This is a genomic window from Allosphingosinicella deserti (assembly GCF_003012735.1).
GTDB lineage: Bacteria > Pseudomonadota > Alphaproteobacteria > Sphingomonadales > Sphingomonadaceae > Allosphingosinicella > Allosphingosinicella deserti.
Genome location: NZ_PXYI01000001.1, coordinates 662,912 through 680,567 on the forward strand (window position 1 = coordinate 662,912; position 17,656 = coordinate 680,567).

13 protein-coding genes are annotated in these 17,656 nt (G+C 66.9%); 1 reads left to right on the forward strand and 12 read right to left on the reverse strand.

All coding sequences use genetic code 11. The features are described from left to right. Nucleotides 1-344 precede the first annotated feature (344 nt). The 7 genes from C7I55_RS03060 to C7I55_RS03090 are packed head-to-tail and all read right to left on the reverse strand — an operon-like array spanning nt 345 to nt 7,799. Nucleotides 345-596, reverse strand: a complete 252-nt coding sequence (locus C7I55_RS03060; RefSeq protein ID WP_106511377.1) for a hypothetical protein — start codon at nt 594-596, stop codon at nt 345-347. Then, nucleotides 593-2,674, reverse strand: coding sequence for an ATP-binding protein (locus tag C7I55_RS03065; protein WP_106511378.1), 2,082 nt, complete (start codon nt 2,672-2,674; stop codon nt 593-595). The genes C7I55_RS03060 and C7I55_RS03065 overlap by 4 nt, the downstream gene beginning before the upstream one ends. Continuing rightward, the gene (locus C7I55_RS03070; RefSeq protein WP_106511379.1) at nt 2,671-3,924 is read right to left on the reverse strand and encodes a DUF4255 domain-containing protein; all 1,254 of its coding nucleotides are present in this window, start codon (nt 3,922-3,924) and stop codon (nt 2,671-2,673) included. The genes C7I55_RS03065 and C7I55_RS03070 overlap by 4 nt, the downstream gene beginning before the upstream one ends. Beyond that, on the reverse strand, nt 3,921-4,763 hold the full coding sequence (locus tag C7I55_RS03075) for a hypothetical protein (RefSeq protein WP_106511380.1): 843 nt from the start codon (nt 4,761-4,763) through the stop codon (nt 3,921-3,923). Before C7I55_RS03075 ends, C7I55_RS03070 begins: the two co-directional genes overlap by 4 nt. Further along, a complete protein-coding gene (locus tag C7I55_RS03080; RefSeq protein ID WP_158266260.1) occupies nt 4,760-5,548 on the reverse strand; it encodes a T4 family baseplate hub assembly chaperone in 789 nt (262 codons plus the stop codon). The genes C7I55_RS03075 and C7I55_RS03080 overlap by 4 nt, the downstream gene beginning before the upstream one ends. Beyond that, complete coding sequence (locus tag C7I55_RS03085; protein WP_106511382.1) at nt 5,499-6,026, reverse strand: phage tail protein; 528 nt, start codon at nt 6,024-6,026, stop codon at nt 5,499-5,501. The genes C7I55_RS03080 and C7I55_RS03085 overlap by 50 nt, the downstream gene beginning before the upstream one ends. A 12-nt stretch (nt 6,027-6,038) precedes the next feature. Further along, the gene (locus C7I55_RS03090; protein ID WP_106511383.1) at nt 6,039-7,799 is read right to left on the reverse strand and encodes a phage tail sheath family protein; all 1,761 of its coding nucleotides are present in this window, start codon (nt 7,797-7,799) and stop codon (nt 6,039-6,041) included. 1,443 nt (nt 7,800-9,242) lie between these two features. On the opposite strand from C7I55_RS03090, the gene C7I55_RS03095 reads away from it, so the two are divergent. Further along, complete coding sequence (locus C7I55_RS03095; protein WP_106511384.1) at nt 9,243-10,595, forward strand: glycoside hydrolase family 43 protein; 1,353 nt, start codon at nt 9,243-9,245, stop codon at nt 10,593-10,595. Between the two features lie 6 nt (nt 10,596-10,601). Here C7I55_RS03095 and C7I55_RS03100 read toward each other — a convergent pair whose 3' ends face one another. From C7I55_RS03100 to C7I55_RS03115, 5 genes are read right to left on the reverse strand one after another with little or no spacing between them, the layout of a single operon-like run. After that, entirely contained in the window at nt 10,602-12,017 is a 1,416-nt protein-coding gene (locus tag C7I55_RS03100; RefSeq protein ID WP_158266261.1) for an AMP-binding protein, read from the reverse strand. Further along, nucleotides 12,014-12,856, reverse strand: a complete 843-nt coding sequence (locus C7I55_RS27975; protein WP_158266262.1) for a hypothetical protein — start codon at nt 12,854-12,856, stop codon at nt 12,014-12,016. The genes C7I55_RS03100 and C7I55_RS27975 overlap by 4 nt, the downstream gene beginning before the upstream one ends. Continuing rightward, nucleotides 12,853-14,136: a diacylglycerol/polyprenol kinase family protein gene (locus tag C7I55_RS03105; RefSeq protein WP_106511386.1), complete on the reverse strand. Its 1,284-nt coding sequence runs from the start codon at nt 14,134-14,136 to the stop codon at nt 12,853-12,855. The genes C7I55_RS27975 and C7I55_RS03105 overlap by 4 nt, the downstream gene beginning before the upstream one ends. A gap of 14 nt (nt 14,137-14,150) precedes the next feature. After that, the gene (locus C7I55_RS03110) at nt 14,151-15,245 is read right to left on the reverse strand and encodes a DUF3419 family protein (protein ID WP_106511667.1); all 1,095 of its coding nucleotides are present in this window, start codon (nt 15,243-15,245) and stop codon (nt 14,151-14,153) included. After that, nucleotides 15,242-17,653, reverse strand: coding sequence for a PEP/pyruvate-binding domain-containing protein (locus tag C7I55_RS03115; protein WP_158266263.1), 2,412 nt, complete (start codon nt 17,651-17,653; stop codon nt 15,242-15,244). The genes C7I55_RS03110 and C7I55_RS03115 overlap by 4 nt, the downstream gene beginning before the upstream one ends. Nucleotides 17,654-17,656: the final 3 nt, after the last annotated feature.

Consider the following 17,656-nt stretch of genomic DNA (forward strand, 5'->3'; position numbering starts at 1 on the left):
TGCGCTCTTGATCCCTCGGAGCGGCGCCGCCCGGATCAATCGCTCCAGTCCCGTCTTCACTATCGCCTGCACTAGCGGGCCGAGGCGCGCCTCGCCCGATCGACGAGCATGGAAGCAGTTACGCGGCGTGAACGAGGATCGTGCCATCCGACTAGACCCAGTGGGAAGTTCGATCGAAGCACCGTTGCCGCCCAAGTCCTCGGAGTGCCCCGCTCCAGGCTTGCTGCACGACGTGCACGTGCCGGTCGACATATCCCCCCGACAAGCGCATTTGGGCTGGAGCAGGGGCAGCCTTGGGGTAGCAGCGGCCGCTGGGGGCTCACCCTTATGGACGGAGAGGCGGTTCATCGAACGAGTTCTCCGAAGACTGCTTCGGCGATCTGTGTGGCGGTGTTCTCGACCGGCGCCGATTGGGTGCGGACCGGGTTGGTGCCGACCCGAGCGACAGCACCGAGCCGAAGGCCACTCTCAAGAGCGTTTTGCGCAATCACCCGTGCCAGCTCCCTCTCGACCGCGGCCCGGATCAGCGGCGCGTGGTGAGAGCCGTAGGGGAGACCCTCGAGCACCAGCCGATCGATTTGCAGGTTGACGATCATGCCGCGCCCTCCACGCTCTCCAGCCAACGGAAGTCCGAGTCGTTGATCGGCTTGTCGAGCTTTTGGAACTCGCTGCGGGCTGCTTCGAGGACGATCGGCATCGTCAGGCTTCCACCCGACGCAACCGCGGCAAAGGCGGCGTTGAGCGCAATATTGTGGATGCTGCCGCCGGTGAGATTGAGCCTGGCCAATCGCCCGAAATCAAGCATGGCGGTATCGACGGCCGGCGGAAACACCTTGCGCCAGATCGCCGCGCGCTCGGCCGCGGCTGGGAAGGGGAAATTGACGATGAACCGCAGCCGACGGACGAACGCCTGATCGAGCGACGATTTCATGTTGGTGGTGAGGATCGCGAGGCCGCGATAGCCTTCCATCCGCTGTAGCAGATAGTTGATTTCGATATTCGCGTAGCGATCGTGGCTGTCCTTCACTTCGCTGCGCTTGCCGAACAGCGCATCGGCTTCGTCGAAGAACAGGATCGCGCCGCCATCCTCGGCCGCGTCGAACAGCTTGCGCAGGTTCTTCTCGGTCTCGCCGATGAACTTGCTGACCACGCCCGACAGGTCGATCCGATAGAGGAGCAGCTTGAGCTCGCGGGCGAGCACTTCGGCCGCCATGGTCTTGCCGGTGCCGCTGTCGCCGGCGAACAACACGCTGATCCCGAGCCCGCGGCTGAGCCGGGCCCGGAACCCCCAATCGTCATACACGGCGGTGCGATTTCGTACCTGGGCGGCGATCTCGGCGAGTTGGGCGCGTTCGCGCGTCGGCAGTTCAATGTCGTCCCAGTCGGTCTGGGGCTGGATCGGCTGGGCAAGCTGATCAAGTGCCGGGCGAGTCCGGTCGAGCGCGGCGGCCCAAAGCATCTCGTCGCGCCGTGCGGAGTCGCCGTCCTTCGCCGCTGAACCCGCGGCGATCGCGCCGATCGCCGATTGATCGAGGTTGAATTGCCCGGCGAGCAAGTCGGCCTGGCTTCCGCCATCGGTGCCGAGCGCATCGATCCACAACTGGCGCTGCTCCGCCGGGAGCGGTCTGGCGGCTTCGAAGACAATGTTGGGCCGGACAACGTCGCGCCACGCCTGCCTCGAGGCGACGAAGACGAGTCCACCGCAGCGGTTGAGCAGCCGCTCGACCGCCTGAACCTGTGCAGGCGGGACATCTTCGGCGTCGATATAGAGGGCAAGCGGAAGCAATGCCGCCTCTCGCTGCCACAGTCGCACGAACGTCTCGCTGTCGCCTTGCGCTGCGGGCGCGGTCTCGCCGCGCAGGCGGTACAGCCGCATGCCGGCGCGCGTGGAGACCTCGCGCGCGACGGCGAGCTTCGACGCGGCCGAATCGCCGAGCAGCTGGAACAAGGGCGGCTGGGCGCCGTCGGCGAGACAGTCGGAGATCGCGTCGGCGAGGGCCAACTGGCTGGGCGGCAATGCCGCGCCTCCCTCAACGACGATGGTCTCGACCAGCGGCGCGAGCCGGTCATCGAGATAGTTCAGGCCCTTGATGTAATTGACGATTCGCTCATCGGCGCGAAGTGCGCTGGCAATCAGTGGCTGGGCGGCGGGCTGGTGGATCTCGATCAGCCGCCAATAGCGCAGCGGCCGTTCGGGCGACATCACGTCCCAGGCCGGGTTCTCCAGCGCGGCAAGCGCGAGCTCGAACGTGGGTCCTTTGTTGCTCGCTCCCCGCTGTGCCCGGGAACACAATGCGCCGAAGCCGGTGTCGAATTCCATGGCGGCGCACATCAGCAGCAACTGCCGTTCGAAATCGCTGAGGCCGAGGCGTTGCGCGAGCACTGCGAGTGCGGGCACGTAGCGCGTGTCCGGCGCCTCGGCCGCGTCCTCCGAGGCTTCGGGGCCTGCCAGCGCGTCGACCGGCGCTGCGACCGGCTCGGCCTTGCGTGACGAATCCCCGGAGCGGAACCAGCGGCGCAGACCGGCGGCCTTGGGTTGGACCGCAACGGCAGGCGCAGGTGGATCATGGGCTTCCGCGCGCTCGGCAAGAGCGACGATCCGCTTACGCAATGCGATGAGCTCGCGGTTGAGGTAGGCGCCGTTCGCGGCGAGCCAGCGGTCAACCTCGGTCATGCGACGACCACCGTCTGTGCGGGATCGAAAGCGGGGAGCGGGGGAGTCCCCGCGGAGATGGCAGGGATGCTGTCGACCCCGTCGACGCGCAGCCGCACGACATAATCGCCAGCAGCGGCGACGTCGGGCACGGTGAACGTGAGTTCGGTCGGCTGCTGCGGGTCGGCCGGGTTGGTGACGCTGTCGGGCTTGACCTGACGATCGCCGAACAGCAGCAGCACGCGCTGTCCGTCGCGGATACGGGGAGCGCATCGGATGGTGATCGCGACGTCGCCTGGAGCGGCGGCAAGCGGCGTCACGACGATGCGCGGCGCTAGCGCCAGCGCCACCGCGTTGCTCGAAATCGGCGGGACGTCGGGGCGCGCCTGCGTCAGGACGAGCAGATAATAACCGGGATGCCAGCGCGACGAGGCATCCGGGTCGTCGGCGACATCGTCGATGTGCACGCTGAGCGTGTCGGGCCGATCGCTCGCCGACGGAGGGAGCACGATGTCGGCGTCGAGCAGCGCGCTGCTGATCACAACCTCGCTGTCCGATGCCGAGACATTGCTGCCGATCAGATCGAAATCTTCGCCGAGCCGAATCGCCGATTGTGATCGCGGAAGCGTCAGCCGTTCCAGAACCGGTGCCAGCCCAGCGACAGCGATTGCGCCGCGATCTTCCGATCCACGCTTGAGCACTGGCAATGGTGCGCGCACCGGGCGACGGCTGTCGATCAGGATGATGCCGACTTCGTACGCGGCGGAGAGGCGATATTGCGTCTGGAAGATCGTCCAGAGCTTCGACATCTCCTCGACACCGAGCGGATGCCAGGTGATCCGGACCCGCTCGATCTGATTGCCAAGATCGTTGTTCGCCAATGCCGCCGAGATCTCGGCCGCCCCAAGCAGCGGGTGATCGTTGAGCAGGCCCATCGCGCTGCCGAGAACTCGGTGGCTGGTCCCGTCATTGTCGGACTCCCCGCGGCCGTAAGCGGTGAGGAGATAGCGCAGGCTGATTGCGAGTGGAGGCGTGCCGGTCTCGCCTGGGCGGACGATCCCGGGCACGTCGTGGTTGCGCCACGCCGCGGCGATGGGGGTCTCGTAGAGGAATAAGTTGAGCTGCGCCTTGGTGATGTTCTTGCGCGCGAGGTCGAGCGGCTGGGTGGTGACTTCGATGTCCGAAAGATCACTGTCGATCAGCGGCACTTGGGTGAGCAGCAGGTTGCGCAGGGTGGCCGTGGCGGCGGCGATGGCGCGGGCATTGCTCATCGCGCAGCCTCGCGGCGCTGGAGATATTCGCTCAGGCTCTGCGGCGCGGGTGCTGCGACGCGGGCTTTCGCAGGCGCGGCTTGCGGTGGGGGAACCTGCGCGCGAACGTCGATCCGGGAGATGACGATGTTGACCACGGTCTCGGGCGGCGGAAGCGGTTCGGGACGGCGCCGTTCGCCGCGGCGCGGCTCACGCGCAATTTGCGGTGTTGCGACCGGCCGGAGCACCGGCGGCGCCGGTTGCGGCGTCGGCTCCGGCCTCGTCGGTGTGCGACTCGGCGCCGGCGCGGGCGCGGGGGTGGCTGCGGCGGGTGGAGCGACGGCCGGTGGTGCAGCGACGGGCGCATCTCGCTTGGGCGGCGCGAGGCGGGGCTCCGGCGCCTCGGCCGCGATGGGCTGCTGTGGAGGCATCGGCGTGGCGAGGATTGGCGGCGGCGCGACCGGGAGCATCGCAGGTTCGGCGTGCGGCACGTTGCGCGGACTGCGATCAGGCGAGGACCGGGCGTCAGGTTCCATTGCGGTTGGTCGCGGATCTCCGTCGGGTTCGAGCGGACGCCGGGGCCGCCGCGCAACCGGAGGAGCGGGCGGCGCTTCCTCGACGTCCGGAACGAGCGGCAACAAGCCGGCTTGCGGGCCGATCGCGGCCCGGCGGAGTGCGGGCGCCGACCACCCACTTTGAGTCTCGACGGCCTCTTCGATGCGGTCGTCTGAGTCGGCACGCAGACGCGACGAACCCGCTTCTGCTTCGAAACGGGAGCGCAGGCGCGGCTCCACCAGTGGCATTTCGCCAATCGCCCGCGCGGCAACGAGGGACAGGAAGTCGGCGCCGCCCCCGCTCATGACGCCGCCATCTCGACGTAGATCTGGCGGCGCGCCGGGCTGAGCGCGAGAATATCCGCCTCGCGCCATCCATAAGCGCGCGCCAGGCTGTCGATGTCGCGCAGGATCTGTCGTGCCCAGCCGTGGATCTCGCGCATCAGGAAGGCAGCGATGTCGAAGATCGCGACGAAGTGATGACCACAGGCGGCACAGGCGAGGTTGAGCTCGACGACTGCCTGCGGATCGGCGCGGGCCATGCTCTGGATGATCGGCGTGATCGCCGCTGCCGGCAAGGCGGCGGCCGCGACCGGTTTACCCTCGACATCGCGCCCGGTTACGCAGCGCTCGAGCAGGATCGTCCGGACCGCCTCGGCATCAGCGCCCGAAGGGATGGCGAGCAGGTCGGCGGTCGCGGGTGGTCGAAGCCGGATCTCGCGCCCGGCAATGACGGTCACCAGATCGACCTCGGCGGCGGCGGTCGGAGAAACGCGGACATCTTCGAGCGCGAAATTCGCCTCGAGTTGTTCGCTACACTGCGGGCAAGTGGCAATCGTGGCGAGCGCCGGCCCGAACAGCTCCTCGCGCAAGTCCAGCAGCATTGCGTCGCGCGCGCCGAGCGGCAGCGCGGCGATATCCGACTGGGAGGTCCCCGGCCTCACGGCGGCGAGCAGCGCCACGACCTGGCGCTGCAGCGGCTGCCCGAGGCCGCGTTCCCATACGTCAAGGATCGCGGAAGGGTCCGGCGCCGCCATCGGACTAGGCGGCGGGTTCGGTGAAGGTCGGTTCGGCAGGCTCGGCGACTTCATAGTCGCGTTCCCAGCCCTCGTTCTCGAGCTTGATGTGTTGGATCGCAATTGCGTTGGCATTTGCGTCGAGATCGGGGAGCGCCTGATATTCGGACACCCAGCACCGGAAGACCTTATAGGCGAGCGCCACCTGCCCGGCCTCGTTGAGCACTTCGATGATCAGATCCTTGCGGAAGTCCTTGAGCGAAGTCTCGGCGCCAAGGCCCGATCCGAAATTCCAGATCTTGTTCGCCCATTGCTCGAACTCGACATCATGGGTGACTCCGCGATCGAGCGTGATCGCATCGAATTCGGTCCGGCCCGGTGATTTGCGACTGCTCGATGGATCACCGCCTTCGCGGTGCTTGACCACTTCGGTGGTGCGCTTGAGACCCGTCACCTTGCTGATGCCGGCAACATACCGCCCGTCCCACTTCACCCGGAACTTGAAGTTCTTGTAAGGATCGAAGCGTGACGCATTGACGCTGAACTGTGCCATTTACTGCCTCCCCTAGACCTGGATCTGTCCAGCGATCTGCTGAAGCTTGACGATCACGAACTCGGCGGGCTTGAGCGGTGCGAAGCCGACGACGATGTTGACGATCCCCAGATTGATGTCGTTCTGCGGCGTCGTTTCCTTGTCGCATTTGACGAAATAGGCTTCGGCCGGAGTCTTCCCCTGGAACGCGCCCTGGCGGAACAGCCCGTTCATGAACGCGCCGACATTGAGCCGGATCTGGGACCATAAGGGCTCGTCGTTGGGCTCGAAGACGACCCATTGGGTGCCGCGATACAGGCTTTCCTCGATGAACAAGGCTGTCCGGCGAACCGACACATATTTATATTCGTCACCCAGCTGATCGGCGCCGCGCAGCGTGCGTGCGCCCCAGACGACACGCCCGTTGGTGGGGAAAGCGCGCAGGCAATTGATTCCGAGCGGGTTGAGCATCCCGTTCTCGGCATCGTTGAGCTTGACCGCGAGTCCCTGGATGCCGTTGATCGCTGCATCGAGCCCTGCGGGCGCCTTCCACACGCCGCGGGTGCTGTCGGTCCGCGCCATGATCCCGGCGATCGCGCCGCAGGGCACGAACAGGTCGGTCTGGCCGTCGCGGAGCGGATCGGCCTCGAGCAGCGGCGGGAAGTAGAGCGCGGCATTGCGGGCTCCGTCTCCGCTGAGGCCGAGCGCCGGGAGGCCTGCGACCGCGTCGCCCGGTGCGGTGACCGGGTTCGCACTCCACTCGAACGGGGAATCGACGAGCAGCATCGCGCGATGCCGGCGGCAATATTCCATCGCGCTCTGATAGACCGTCGCGCCGATGCTCACGCCGCGGACGTCCGGGGGGATGCACAGCAAGTTGAACAAATCGGCGCTGTCGAGAGCATAGAGGCCCGTCTTGTCGGCTTGCGTGCCGATATACGCCGCTGCGTCAAGCGGCTTGCCCTCATCGCCCTTCATCGCGAGCTCGGCAGCGCGCACCTTCTCGCGCGCAGCCGTGACCTTGGCCAGATCGCCGGAGGCGACCGCCGCCGCGAGCTCGCCCTCGGCCTGGCCCGCAGGATCGCTGAGCGCGAGGTTCGCCTTCGAAAGGTCGCTGCGCGCCTTGTCGATGTCTGCCGGAACCTGCGGGTCGGCGGCGAGCGCATCCTTCAGCGCCTGCGACGCGGTGACCGCCTTCGCCAGCAGCGGAAGCTTGTCGGTGGCCGGGTCGGGCGGCGTTGCCGATGACCAGACGGCCAGATTGGATTCCGCGGCAAGCACCCGGTCGATGCGGCGCGAATTGTCTGCGACACCGACGTTGAGAAACTTTTCGCTGCTATCGCCGTAGCGCAGCGTCAAATTGAACAGCGCGTCCGTTGCCGAAAGGGCGAGCCGGGCGCGGACTTCTTCCGAAACGTCGGTATCGATCGTGGCGCGCAGCTTCCGACCCCACGTTCCCGGGCTTGCCGCCGCCAGCACGAGTCCGTCGACATTCAGCCGGGCAAGGGCGTCGGCCGGTGCGTCGGGATTGGTGAAAAGGCGGACGATCAGCGCTTGACCGCCGCCGTTCACGTAAAAGTCGCGCACGGCATAGCTGAGCGGCCGATCGACGGCGAGGCCGCCGAAGCGCCGCTCGAAGTCGCCGAAGCTGTTGACCACGACGGGCTCGTTGATCGGACCCCTGGCGGTGCGGCCGACAAAGGCGGCGATCGAGGTCGCGACCCCGGTGATCGTCCGCACCCCGCTGGGAATCTCTTCGATATAGACGCCGGGATAGCTCACTGCGACTGGCATCACGCGTCCCCTTTGTGCAAGCGTTTCCAAACTGCCTGGAGCCGACGTCGCGGTCAGGCATACGGTGACGCCCCTCCAGGCGCATGCCCGGGCGGCGAAAACATTGCGCAGGTGAGCGCACTCCACGTGCGCGACTGCGCCAGAAGTTCTGCATCAAACAAGCACAAGGCCTAATGGTGCATGCTTGGCTGCCTGTGATCCTTGCGGCAGCGCAAGACCCTTCCTTGGCGGACTTCGAAATGAGACGAATATGACCGCTGCCAATTATTTGATCGTGATCTGCTAACCCTTCGAAACTGCATTCGCATACTGAGAAGAGCAGATCATAGCGAGTCATGTGATCGATGCATAATAAACGTAACGTTGCTGGTCCAGTCAATAAAGAAATGCATGGTTACGGTGATATGTATCAAAATAACGTCGTTTGAGCCAATCGTTATATTAGCTATTGGCTGCTAATATATTGCCTATTCTCGCAAGAGCGCTCAGGTGGCTATCGCCTCAAGCGAATCACCGTTGCATTGCCTCGCGATCACGCTCTCACTTGCCGGTGGCGAGTGCGGCAGGATGTCTGAGTTCACGACATCGGACGCGCCGGGAAGATCCGCGCCAACGAGTCCGATATGTAGAGCTCCAACTCGCGAGCTGAACTGTTCTCCAAACTTAACATTGGAGCAAAGTCGGCGCAACACCGCTCGAAAGCGGAACATGTCCATAATGGTGATAAGGTGGTTCCAGAACCTCGCATTCCCAATCGACCGAGAAACACCTATTGTAATCACTGCTTTAGGTGCTTTGCCTGACCCAGGTGGAACTGCTTATACCTGCTAACTATGCTCAGCAGGAGGAACATGCGCGGAACGCTCACTGCAATAACAGGTATAGAGGAAAGAAATGAACATGTTCGCGACTCGGCGGGACTCGCGGGCGTGTATCGCTCGGATCGCCCGGTGGAACACAAGGGTCGGTATCAGCCCCCCTGCCTCAAGGCGCAAAGCGACCAGGCAGGGCGGGAAGACAGCCGGCGAATTCTTCGAGCCTCAGATCGCCGGCGGAAGACGCAGCATCCTCCAGCGATCGGGCCATCGCGTCGCGAGTCCATGCATCTCTGGCCCGATCCCGAGACGGGGGAAGCGGCGTCTCCCCCTCCGGCACGCTGCCAACGCGCCACCTGGCACCAGCCATGAATATTCCCCTACCGCGCGCGACCGACGGGTCGACGTCTCAGTGAATGAGACGGCGCCGCCGCGGCAAAGCCGCAAGGGGGGGCTTCCGGCTGGGGGAGCAAAGGCTGCGACACCGACGGGAAGGTGCCGATACCTTCATGCTGGCCTCACGGAGAAGGGCACAAATATCCGTGGCGCCCTGTCGTTCTCCCTCGCGCCGGCGCCGAGTTGCCGCTGACGCTGGAGGCAGCCGCCGATCGCGGCTATTGCGCGGCGGATGAGCAGTGAAACGCCGTTCGCCTTCGACGTCCAGCCCAGCGAAGACGGTGATTCAACCGTCCTCGTCGTTACCCTCAGCGACGGCGCGCCGCGCCGCTATCGCATCGGCGGGCGCGAGCAGCATCATTACGCCGACTTCTACGCGGAACTCGCCCGGGATTTCGGAACGCGGCTGCCCCGTCATTTCGACGGCGTACCGGACGGCCGCCGCGAGCCCCCCTGGCGGCCGCTGATCCGTGAAAATCTCTCGCCGCGGATCCTGTGCGGCTATGGCGATCCGGCGGTGCTCAAGACCGACGAAGGCTATTACCTCGTCGCGACGTCGAACGACGCGCCCGATGCCTTTCCGATCCTCCGCTCCGACGATCTCGAAGGCTGGGCGCCGGTCGGCTTCGTGTTCCCCCAAGGCGAAACTCCGGTGTGGGCCGCTTCGGGCGTGCAGGTCGGCGACTTCTGGGCCCCCGAAATGGCGCGGGTCGGCGACGAATATTGGCTGACCTATACGGCGCGGGGCACCGACAACGTCCTCTCGATCGGCCTCGCCCGGAGCGATCGTCCTGCCGGCCCATGGGTCGACAACGGCCGGCCCCTGCTCGGCGGCGGCGTCATCGACGCGCACATCTTCATCGATGCCGACGGCTGCCCGATCCTGTTCTGGAAAGAGGACACGAACGGCCTCTGGCCGCGCCCGCTTGCCGGACTGCTGCGCGACCATCCCGACTTGATTGAGCGCCTGTTCTCGACCGAGCAGGATCGCAGAACCGCCGCCTTCGCCGCGGCGATCAAGCCGTGGGCCGACGGTCGGCGGCCGATGGAACGCTTCTTCCTGATGCAGCCGCTGATCCGCGCTGCGCTGGCTTCCTGGCCCAAGGTCCAGCACGTGCTGCGCGAGTCGGGACTGGCCGACACGATCCTGAAGGCGATGCGGACTCCGGTTTATGCCCAGCCGCTGGCGATGGACGGCAAATCCCTGGTCGGCGTCCGCACAGAAGTGCTCGCCAACGATCTCGAGTGGGAAGGCCATCTGATCGAGGGGCCGTGGGTGACCCGGCAGAACGAGCGCTACTGGCTTTTCTATGCCGGCAACGATTTTACCACGCCGTCCTACGGGATCGGCGTTGCCGTCGCCGATCACCCGCTCGGTCCCTATCGCAAGCGGGCCGAGCCGTTGCTGCAATCGACGGAGAGCTGGGTCGCGCCAGGCCACGCTTCGGTCGCGCCGGGCGTCAATGGCAATCCCCAGCTTTTCTTCCACGCCTTCTTTCCCGGCCGCGGCGGCTATAACGAGTTCCGGGCGCTGCTGACCGTCGGCCTGCGCTTCGGCGAGGATGACGTGACCCTGGTCCCGTAAACCGGTTCAGCGCTCAACGAGGCGCTGCAAGGCAGGCTTGTCGACCTTCGAGCCGTGACGCCGGTCCATCGGGATGCGCGATATGTGCACGATTTCGGCCCGCATATCGTCTGCAGCGTCTCGCCAGACCGGCAGGCAAGCGGCATCGCCCTCGATGGCGACCACGGGGCGGCTAGCCCGGCTGCACAGCGCCGCCCGTTCGACGCCGGGAAGCAGGCGGAACCGCGCCTCGACTTCGAACGGCCAGAGCGTGCCCACCCGTGCATCAATCCGGCCGCGGAGCCACAGCCGACCCGCCTCGTCGAACCGGCCGCCGTCCCCGGTCTTGTGCCACGTGATTCCCTGATCGTCGCGCACCTTGGTGCTGCGGTCATGGGCCGGATCGAGATAGCCCGAGACGACATGGCCGCCGGCCACCCAGATCTCGTCCTCCACAATTCGCACCCGCGCCCTTTCGCTCGGGGTGCCGGCAAGCAGGCCGGCGCCGCGCCGCATCTCCGCCCAATCCCCGGCTGAGATGTGCGAGGCTTCGACATGGGCGATCGGCTCGGCCTCCGTGGAGCCGTAGACCGACACCGTCCGCAGCGCCGGTGCAGCTTCCGCAATGCGGGCGACCAGATCCGGGAAGACGGGGCCGCCGCCGGTGAACAAGGTGTGCGCGCCTGACGGGAAGCCACTCTTGGCGAGCCGCTCAGCCAGGGCCGGGCTGAGCAGCAGCCGGCTCACGCCATGACGCTCGGCGTGGCTGCGGATCGCTGCGCCGGCTGCCCCGGCCGGATCGCGCAGCCGCCAGTTCGGCAGCACCGAGGTGATCCCCTGGCCGAGATTGGCGATCACGAACACCGGGAAGGCGACGAGGTCCACCTCGGGCCGGCCGCGGGCGTCGATCAGCGGGGCAACCGCGGCATCCTGCGCGACGAGGAAATCGTGGGTGCGCACGATTGCCTTGGGCGCGCCCGATGTTCCGCTCGTGAAGGAAATCAAGGCGGGGGTGTCGGGCGGAACGTCTTCGGGATCGGCATGTCCCGCGGCGTGGCCGAGCCCGAGCCGAAGCGGAATTCGGCGAACGGCAGGCGCGATCCAGGGCAGCAGGCGGTAGAGACCGGCGGCAAGGAGGGCGCGCGGGGCTGTCGCGGCGACGGCGTGGCGGAGGCCGTACAGGCCAAGCGCGGGCTCCGGCAGGACGGCGGCCGCCCCGATCCGCCACAAGGCCGCGAGACCGGCATAGAGGTCCGCGTCGAGCGGGAGGGCGATCAGAACCCGGTCGCCGCGCTTCAGGCCCCGTGCCCGCCACGCCGAGGCGAGCGCGGCGGCGCGACGGTCCAACTCCACATAGGTGGTCGTCCGGCCGCGTCCATCGATGATCGCCGGGCGATCGGGATGGTCGGCAACCTGCCGTGCGAAGGCTTCGAGGACGTTCACCCGCCGTCCCGGCGGCCGAACAGAGTGTAACGGCGCATGACGCTGCCGCCATGCTTGACGCTGCGATCGGCCGAGATGTTGTCGACGTGCATCAGCGCGTGGATGACGTTGCCGTAGCCGAGGTTCCGAGCCTGTTCGTGAAAGGCGTGCGCGAGCAGGTGGCCGATTCCGGTGCGGCGGCTCGCATAGGTCTTGAGGATCGCCGAATTGGGGGTGGGACCCTGGGCGAGATCCGGAAGGCCGAACAGGAATCCTGCAAGGTCTCCCGTCTCGCCGAACGCGAACAGCACCAAGCGCGGATCGATGGCGCCGAGCAGGGGACGGTATAGCGCCAGAAATGCGTCCAGCCCGATCGGCTTGAAGAAGGATTTGTCGGCGAACGATCCCGCCGCGAGTGCGAACAGGCGATCGAGCAGGGCGTCGGCGCCACTGCCGTCCCAGGGGCGAACGATGATCCCGGGGACTTCAGGCGCCGGGAGGCCGGGCTCAGGAACCGGCGCGCGTGCCGAGACATAGTGGCTCACCGGGCCGAAGCCCGCGGCTTTCAGCGCTTCGACATCGTGCGCGCCTGAAACCGGCTCGAGCGCGAACGGCGGCGAGCCGTCGCTCTCCGTCACGGCGCGATAGGGGTGCCAGGTGTCGCCATCCATGGGCGCCAGCACCGCCGTCCTACCGGATCCCTGAAGCCTTGTGCAGGCAAGGCGCAGCAAGGATGCGCCAGCATCCGGGTTGTCGAATGCGAGCCTGCCGATCGCCGCGGCCGGCTTATTGTCCCACAAGGGGCCGTCCGGCCAGACCCGGCAGCGCGCACCATCGATCGAGAGCTCGAAATCCGTCATCGGAACACCGCCTGCGTCAGATAGGCCGTCATCGGCACGATGCTCGCGACGGCTGCAATTCTCGGCCCCCGCCACCGCTCCGTCCAGCCGGACCGCGCCAGCAATGTGACGAGGACAAGGGCGAGCGACAGGGCCGCGATCCAGTTCGCCCACAAGACCCAGCGTCCGTAAGCGGGGCCGACCGCGATCAGCCCGGCATAGAGGGCAAGGCTTGCGACATAGGCAGGCAGCGCCCAGCGCCGGTCGCATCCGAGCGCGATCATCACATAAGCGAGGAGAATGCCGGTCATCGCGAGATTGTAGAGATTGATCCCCGATCGCTCCGTGCTCTCGCCGACGAAATACCAGATCAGCCCGGTGCCGCACAAAGTGGCGATGAGATCGAGATCGGGATGCTCGCCGCGGCACGGATTGCGGCGGCGGGCGATCAGGTGCGCGCCCATGACAAGCAAGGGCAGGATGGTGCCGAACAGACCGCTGACTCCCAGGAAGAAGAAGATCGCGATCAGGAATGCCCGGCTCGCATGGGCGCTGAGACCGAGCCTTCTCTGGAGCATAGCCGCCGCGAGCACCGCCGGGAAGAAGATCAGGGCGAGGAGCCCGAGCGCCTCCGGTGTCGCGTAGAGGTATCCGGCGAGGAAGAAGTGGATGCACACCGGAACGAACAGATTGTCGAGTCCGCGCCACGAGACCGCCTCGACGACCGCGCCGAACGCCGCAATCGCGACGCCGAGCACGACGACGTTGAGGCGCGGCACATCGGTGAGCAGGAGGAGCATCACCATCGCGACGATCCACGTCACCGCGAAAAAGGCGACCACGCCCTCCCAGCTTTTCACCCCTGCTTCGAGCTGGAATCGCGAGCGTCCGTAGGTGGTGCCGGTCAGCGCGGCGGCCGCGTCGGAAAGGGCGATCACCGCCACCGGCAAGCCATAGAGGATGTAGGTGTCGCCCGACCGTAGAAAGACGAAACCGATGGCCAGCGCCAGCCAGACGTCGCCGAAGGAGCGGCGCTCGACCGCATGGATCGTGCTGCCGAGGCCGGTCGTCCGAGACGCGGGCGTCCGCAGGTACAGCATCAGCGCGAGCGCGATGAGGATCAGGAGAACGATCGGCCAGGCGGAGTCGAACAGCCACGGCAGCACCAGCGCGTAGAGGCCGATGGCGATGTGCACGCACTTGCGCTGAACCTCGGGCAGCCAGGCGAGATTCCGGCCGACGTGCCGCACCAGCGCGATCACGCCGAGCAGCGCGCCGATCGACCCCGCCAGGATCAGCAAGGCGATGGGGATGCTCAGCGGACGTCCTCGACGATGAAGCGGCTGTAGAAGAAGGCCTGGTCGCGGGCGGCAAGCGGAGCCGCGATGTCGGGGCGTGGATGGACGCGGCCGGAATGTTCCGGCGGCAGGCTGCGCGGCACCATCATGTTCCAGTAGACCATCCGTGCGCCCGGGTTGGAGGCGTCGACGATCCCGCCATAGGTTGCGGCAAACGACTGCGGCGACATATATTCGAAGATATCCGACAGGTTCCAGCCGTCGGCGCGCAGCCCTCCTTCGGCCAGCGTTTCGATCGTGCCCAGCACGACGTCCAGGCGGTCCAGCCGATCTGCGATGGTCGCATGATGTTCGGGCCGGAATGCAAGCGGCAGGCGCGAGCCGTGCGCGCCGGTCATGATCCAGCGCAAATAGGGATTCGCGACGGGATCGTTGTCAACGAAGGCATGGCGGATGCGGCGGGCGACGTGATCGGAGACGCTGCCCTCGACATGATCGAAGAAGGCGGGGTCACGGCCGAGCGCACCCATTGCGCGGCGCGAGAAGAAGCCCTTGAGCAGCCAGCGCCATCGGCGATTGTTCCATCGCTTGTCGAGGAAGCGGGCGCGCTCCTCGGCGCTTCGGGGCTCGAAGATCGCTGCGACCGTCCGCTTCGAGTGGACGAGCGGCAGCAGCCGGTCACGGAACAGCGCGAAATAGCGTTCGAACTTCCCGATCGCGCCGGCGCCATGCGCGATCACCTGCGGCCGCAGCCTTTCCCAGAAAGCGGCGGTGTCCGCGTCGGCAGCGGCGAGCACGCGATCGAGCAGGGCGCCGCGGCGCTGCGAGTGCCGGAAGCCGAGCAGCTCGACGAGTTCGCCATGGTCGAGCACCGGCCAGGCGGCGATGCGGAGGCGAAGACAGGCGATCTGGGCCGGGGAGAGATCGACCGCGATCACCCGCGCGGGATCGCAGAGCAACATGGCGAGCGCATTGTCTCCAGCCGACGCGATCGAGACCAGGGTTCCGCCGGTCCGCCGGCCAAGCGCCTCGCAGAGAATGTCGGCATCTTCCCACAATTGTGCGTAGCGGATCGCCTCGAACCGCGCTTTGCCGGCGATCTCGGTGGTCATGGCGCGCACCGCCGGACCAGACCGCTGGCACCGTCCACTTCGATCGTTTCGCCGTCCCGGATCCAGTCGGTCGCGCCCTTGAGGCCGACGACGCAGGGTATGCCGAGCTCGCGTGCGACGATCGCCGAGTGCGAGAGCAGGCTGCCACGCTCGACGACGATCGCCGACGCGCTTGCGAACAGGGCGATCCAGCCCGGATCGGTGTGGCGCGCCACGAGGATTTCGCCGGCCGCGATCGATTGGCCGCGGGGATCGGCGATGACCCGCGCGACGGCGGTCGCACGGCCGGCCGAACAGCCGGTGCCCTTGCGCTCCGTCCCTTCTTCCTCGGAACGTGCGGCCGAAAGGGCCGTCAGTGCCGTATAGGCGCCGCCGCGGACGATGAGGCGCTCTCCGGGATCCGGGCTGGCGGCAGCGCGCTCCATCTCGCCGCGGCGGAGGGCTGCCAGGCCGGCAAGGTCGAAGCTCACCGCGAACCCCTCGATCGTGCCGAGCACTTCCTGGATGGTGAGCAGAAAGACGTCGCGGGGATCCTCGACCAGCCCGGCGGCGTGGAACTGGCGGCCGACCGCAAGCAGCAGGCGGCGTGCGCGGCCGAAGATCCGGGTGCGCTCGTAGCGAAGATTTTCGCGGTCGCGGACGCGGTTCTTGGTCCAGCGCAGCAGCGCCCCGGCAACCATCCGCCGCAATGGCCGGCCGCGCAGGCCGGCATGAAGCCGGGCGAAAGGATCGGAATTGCGGACGGGTGGCGCGGCGCGGCTTCGTGCCGCCGCAGCGATCGCCGCATGGAGCGAGCGGGGATCCTCGTCCAGGGTGACGCTTTCGAGTTTCAGCTCCTCGGTGCAGCGGTCCCCGAATTCGGCGACATAGGCGGCGATGTCGGGCGCGATCGCACTGGCCGCGAGCGCGGCCCGATCATCGGCTTCGAGGGCGGCAATCAGACCCGGATCGTCGGCGGCGCGGGCGCCCATCGCGCGGATCAACTGCGCCGGACGGGCGGAGATGATGTCGCCCTGGCCGATCAGGACGTCATTGTGGATCTGCAGTCCGTCCTCGGCCAGCCACGTCTCGAGCAGGCGCCGCGACGCGCCGAAGGCGATCATGCACAGGAAGTCGTTGACGATCGGCGCGTCCCACCGATCCAGGAGATCGCTCTCGATCCGGCGATATTCGGCGGCGAGCTCGGTCAGCGGCATCGCCTTGAGACGCTCCGGGGTGGTGGCCGCGAGGGCGCGGTCGAGCCGCAGGCGGAAATCGCGTGCCCGTGCGGGGAGGCCGACGGCTTCGCGGAGGAGACCGAACGCGACCTTCGCAAGCCGGCCATATTCGCGTGTCTTCGCCCATCCGGTGGCAGGGGCGACCTCGAGCCGCGCGGCCATTTCGGCAGGGAGCGGCGCACCGACGCCCATCATCGTTTCCATGAAGCCGCGATTGAGTGCGTAGCCGGGCAGCAAGGCGAGCGCGCGGTACCAGTTGCCGAGATTGTAGTAGACCCGACCGTTCACCCGGACGAGCATGTTCTCGAACACGTTGCGATTGGCGCCGATCGCTGCCGACGAGACCCCGAGCAGGCCGACGAAGGCGGTATAGACGCGCGCATAGGCATAAGCGGCGAATGTGAAGGTCAGCGGCGAGACGATCCCCGGATAGCTTTCGACGATGTTCGAATTGTCGAACACAGCAATACCGTCATCGGCGATCGGCGCCTCCCGGATTGGGGAGGTGATCGGGCGCGCCTGCAAGAGGTGAAGGCGGTCGCCGGCATAGGCCCACTCGATGTCCTGCGGCCCGCCGAACGCCGCCTCGACTTGCCGGACCAGGGCCGCCACGGCCTGGAGCTGGGCCGGGGAGAGCAGGGCATCGTCCCCGCTCGCGTCTGCAACCCTTTCGCTGGTGGTGTCGATCCACCAGGTGCTGCCGTCTATCTCTCCGGCGACGAGACGGTCGCCGAGTCCTGCGGTGGCGGAGATCACGATACGGTCCCGGCGCCCGGTGACGGGATCGGCGGAGAAGGCGACGCCCGCAAACTCCGCATCGATCATGGCCTGAACGATCACCGCCGGCCGTCCACCGCCCTCCAGTCCGTGGCCCGCGCGATAGGCGGCGATACCGTCACGCTCGCCCGACGCGGCGACCCGCTCGACCGCCGCCGGAACATCGGCCGGTCCGACGTTGAGGATCGACTCGAACTGTCCGGCATGGCTGTGCGCCGCGCCGTCTTCCTGAAGGCCCGACGATCGCACGGCATAAGGTCCGGCACCCAGCGCCGCGAGGGCCGAGGCAAGAGCCGAAGGATCGGGCGTGCCGACGATCGTGAAGAAGGGTGGGACGTCGAAGCCGGCCGAGTCCAGCCGCGCGAGCGCTCCCGCCTTGCCGCCGACGGACGGATCGGATGCCGCGTGTTGCATGTC

What these genes read in the sequence shown, in the direction of transcription:
- C7I55_RS03060 (WP_106511377.1), bottom strand. Translation starts at nt 596, where the DNA reads ATGATCGTCAACCTGCAAATCGATCGGCTGGTGCTCGAGGGTCTCCCC.
- C7I55_RS03065 (WP_106511378.1), bottom strand. Translation starts at nt 2,674, where the DNA reads ATGACCGAGGTTGACCGCTGGCTCGCCGCGAACGGCGCCTACCTCAAC.
- C7I55_RS03070 (WP_106511379.1), bottom strand. Translation starts at nt 3,924, where the DNA reads ATGAGCAATGCCCGCGCCATCGCCGCCGCCACGGCCACCCTGCGCAAC.
- C7I55_RS03075 (WP_106511380.1), bottom strand. Translation starts at nt 4,763, where the DNA reads ATGAGCGGGGGCGGCGCCGACTTCCTGTCCCTCGTTGCCGCGCGGGCG.
- C7I55_RS03080 (WP_158266260.1), bottom strand. Translation starts at nt 5,548, where the DNA reads ATGAAGTCGCCGAGCCTGCCGAACCGACCTTCACCGAACCCGCCGCCT.
- C7I55_RS03085 (WP_106511382.1), bottom strand. Translation starts at nt 6,026, where the DNA reads ATGGCACAGTTCAGCGTCAATGCGTCACGCTTCGATCCTTACAAGAAC.
- C7I55_RS03090 (WP_106511383.1), bottom strand. Translation starts at nt 7,799, where the DNA reads ATGCCAGTCGCAGTGAGCTATCCCGGCGTCTATATCGAAGAGATTCCC.
- C7I55_RS03095 (WP_106511384.1), top strand. Translation starts at nt 9,243, where the DNA reads ATGAGCAGTGAAACGCCGTTCGCCTTCGACGTCCAGCCCAGCGAAGAC.
- C7I55_RS27975 (WP_158266262.1), bottom strand. Translation starts at nt 12,856, where the DNA reads ATGACGGATTTCGAGCTCTCGATCGATGGTGCGCGCTGCCGGGTCTGG.
- C7I55_RS03110 (WP_106511667.1), bottom strand. Translation starts at nt 15,245, where the DNA reads ATGACCACCGAGATCGCCGGCAAAGCGCGGTTCGAGGCGATCCGCTAC.
- C7I55_RS03115 (WP_158266263.1), bottom strand. Translation starts at nt 17,653, where the DNA reads ATGCAACACGCGGCATCCGATCCGTCCGTCGGCGGCAAGGCGGGAGCG.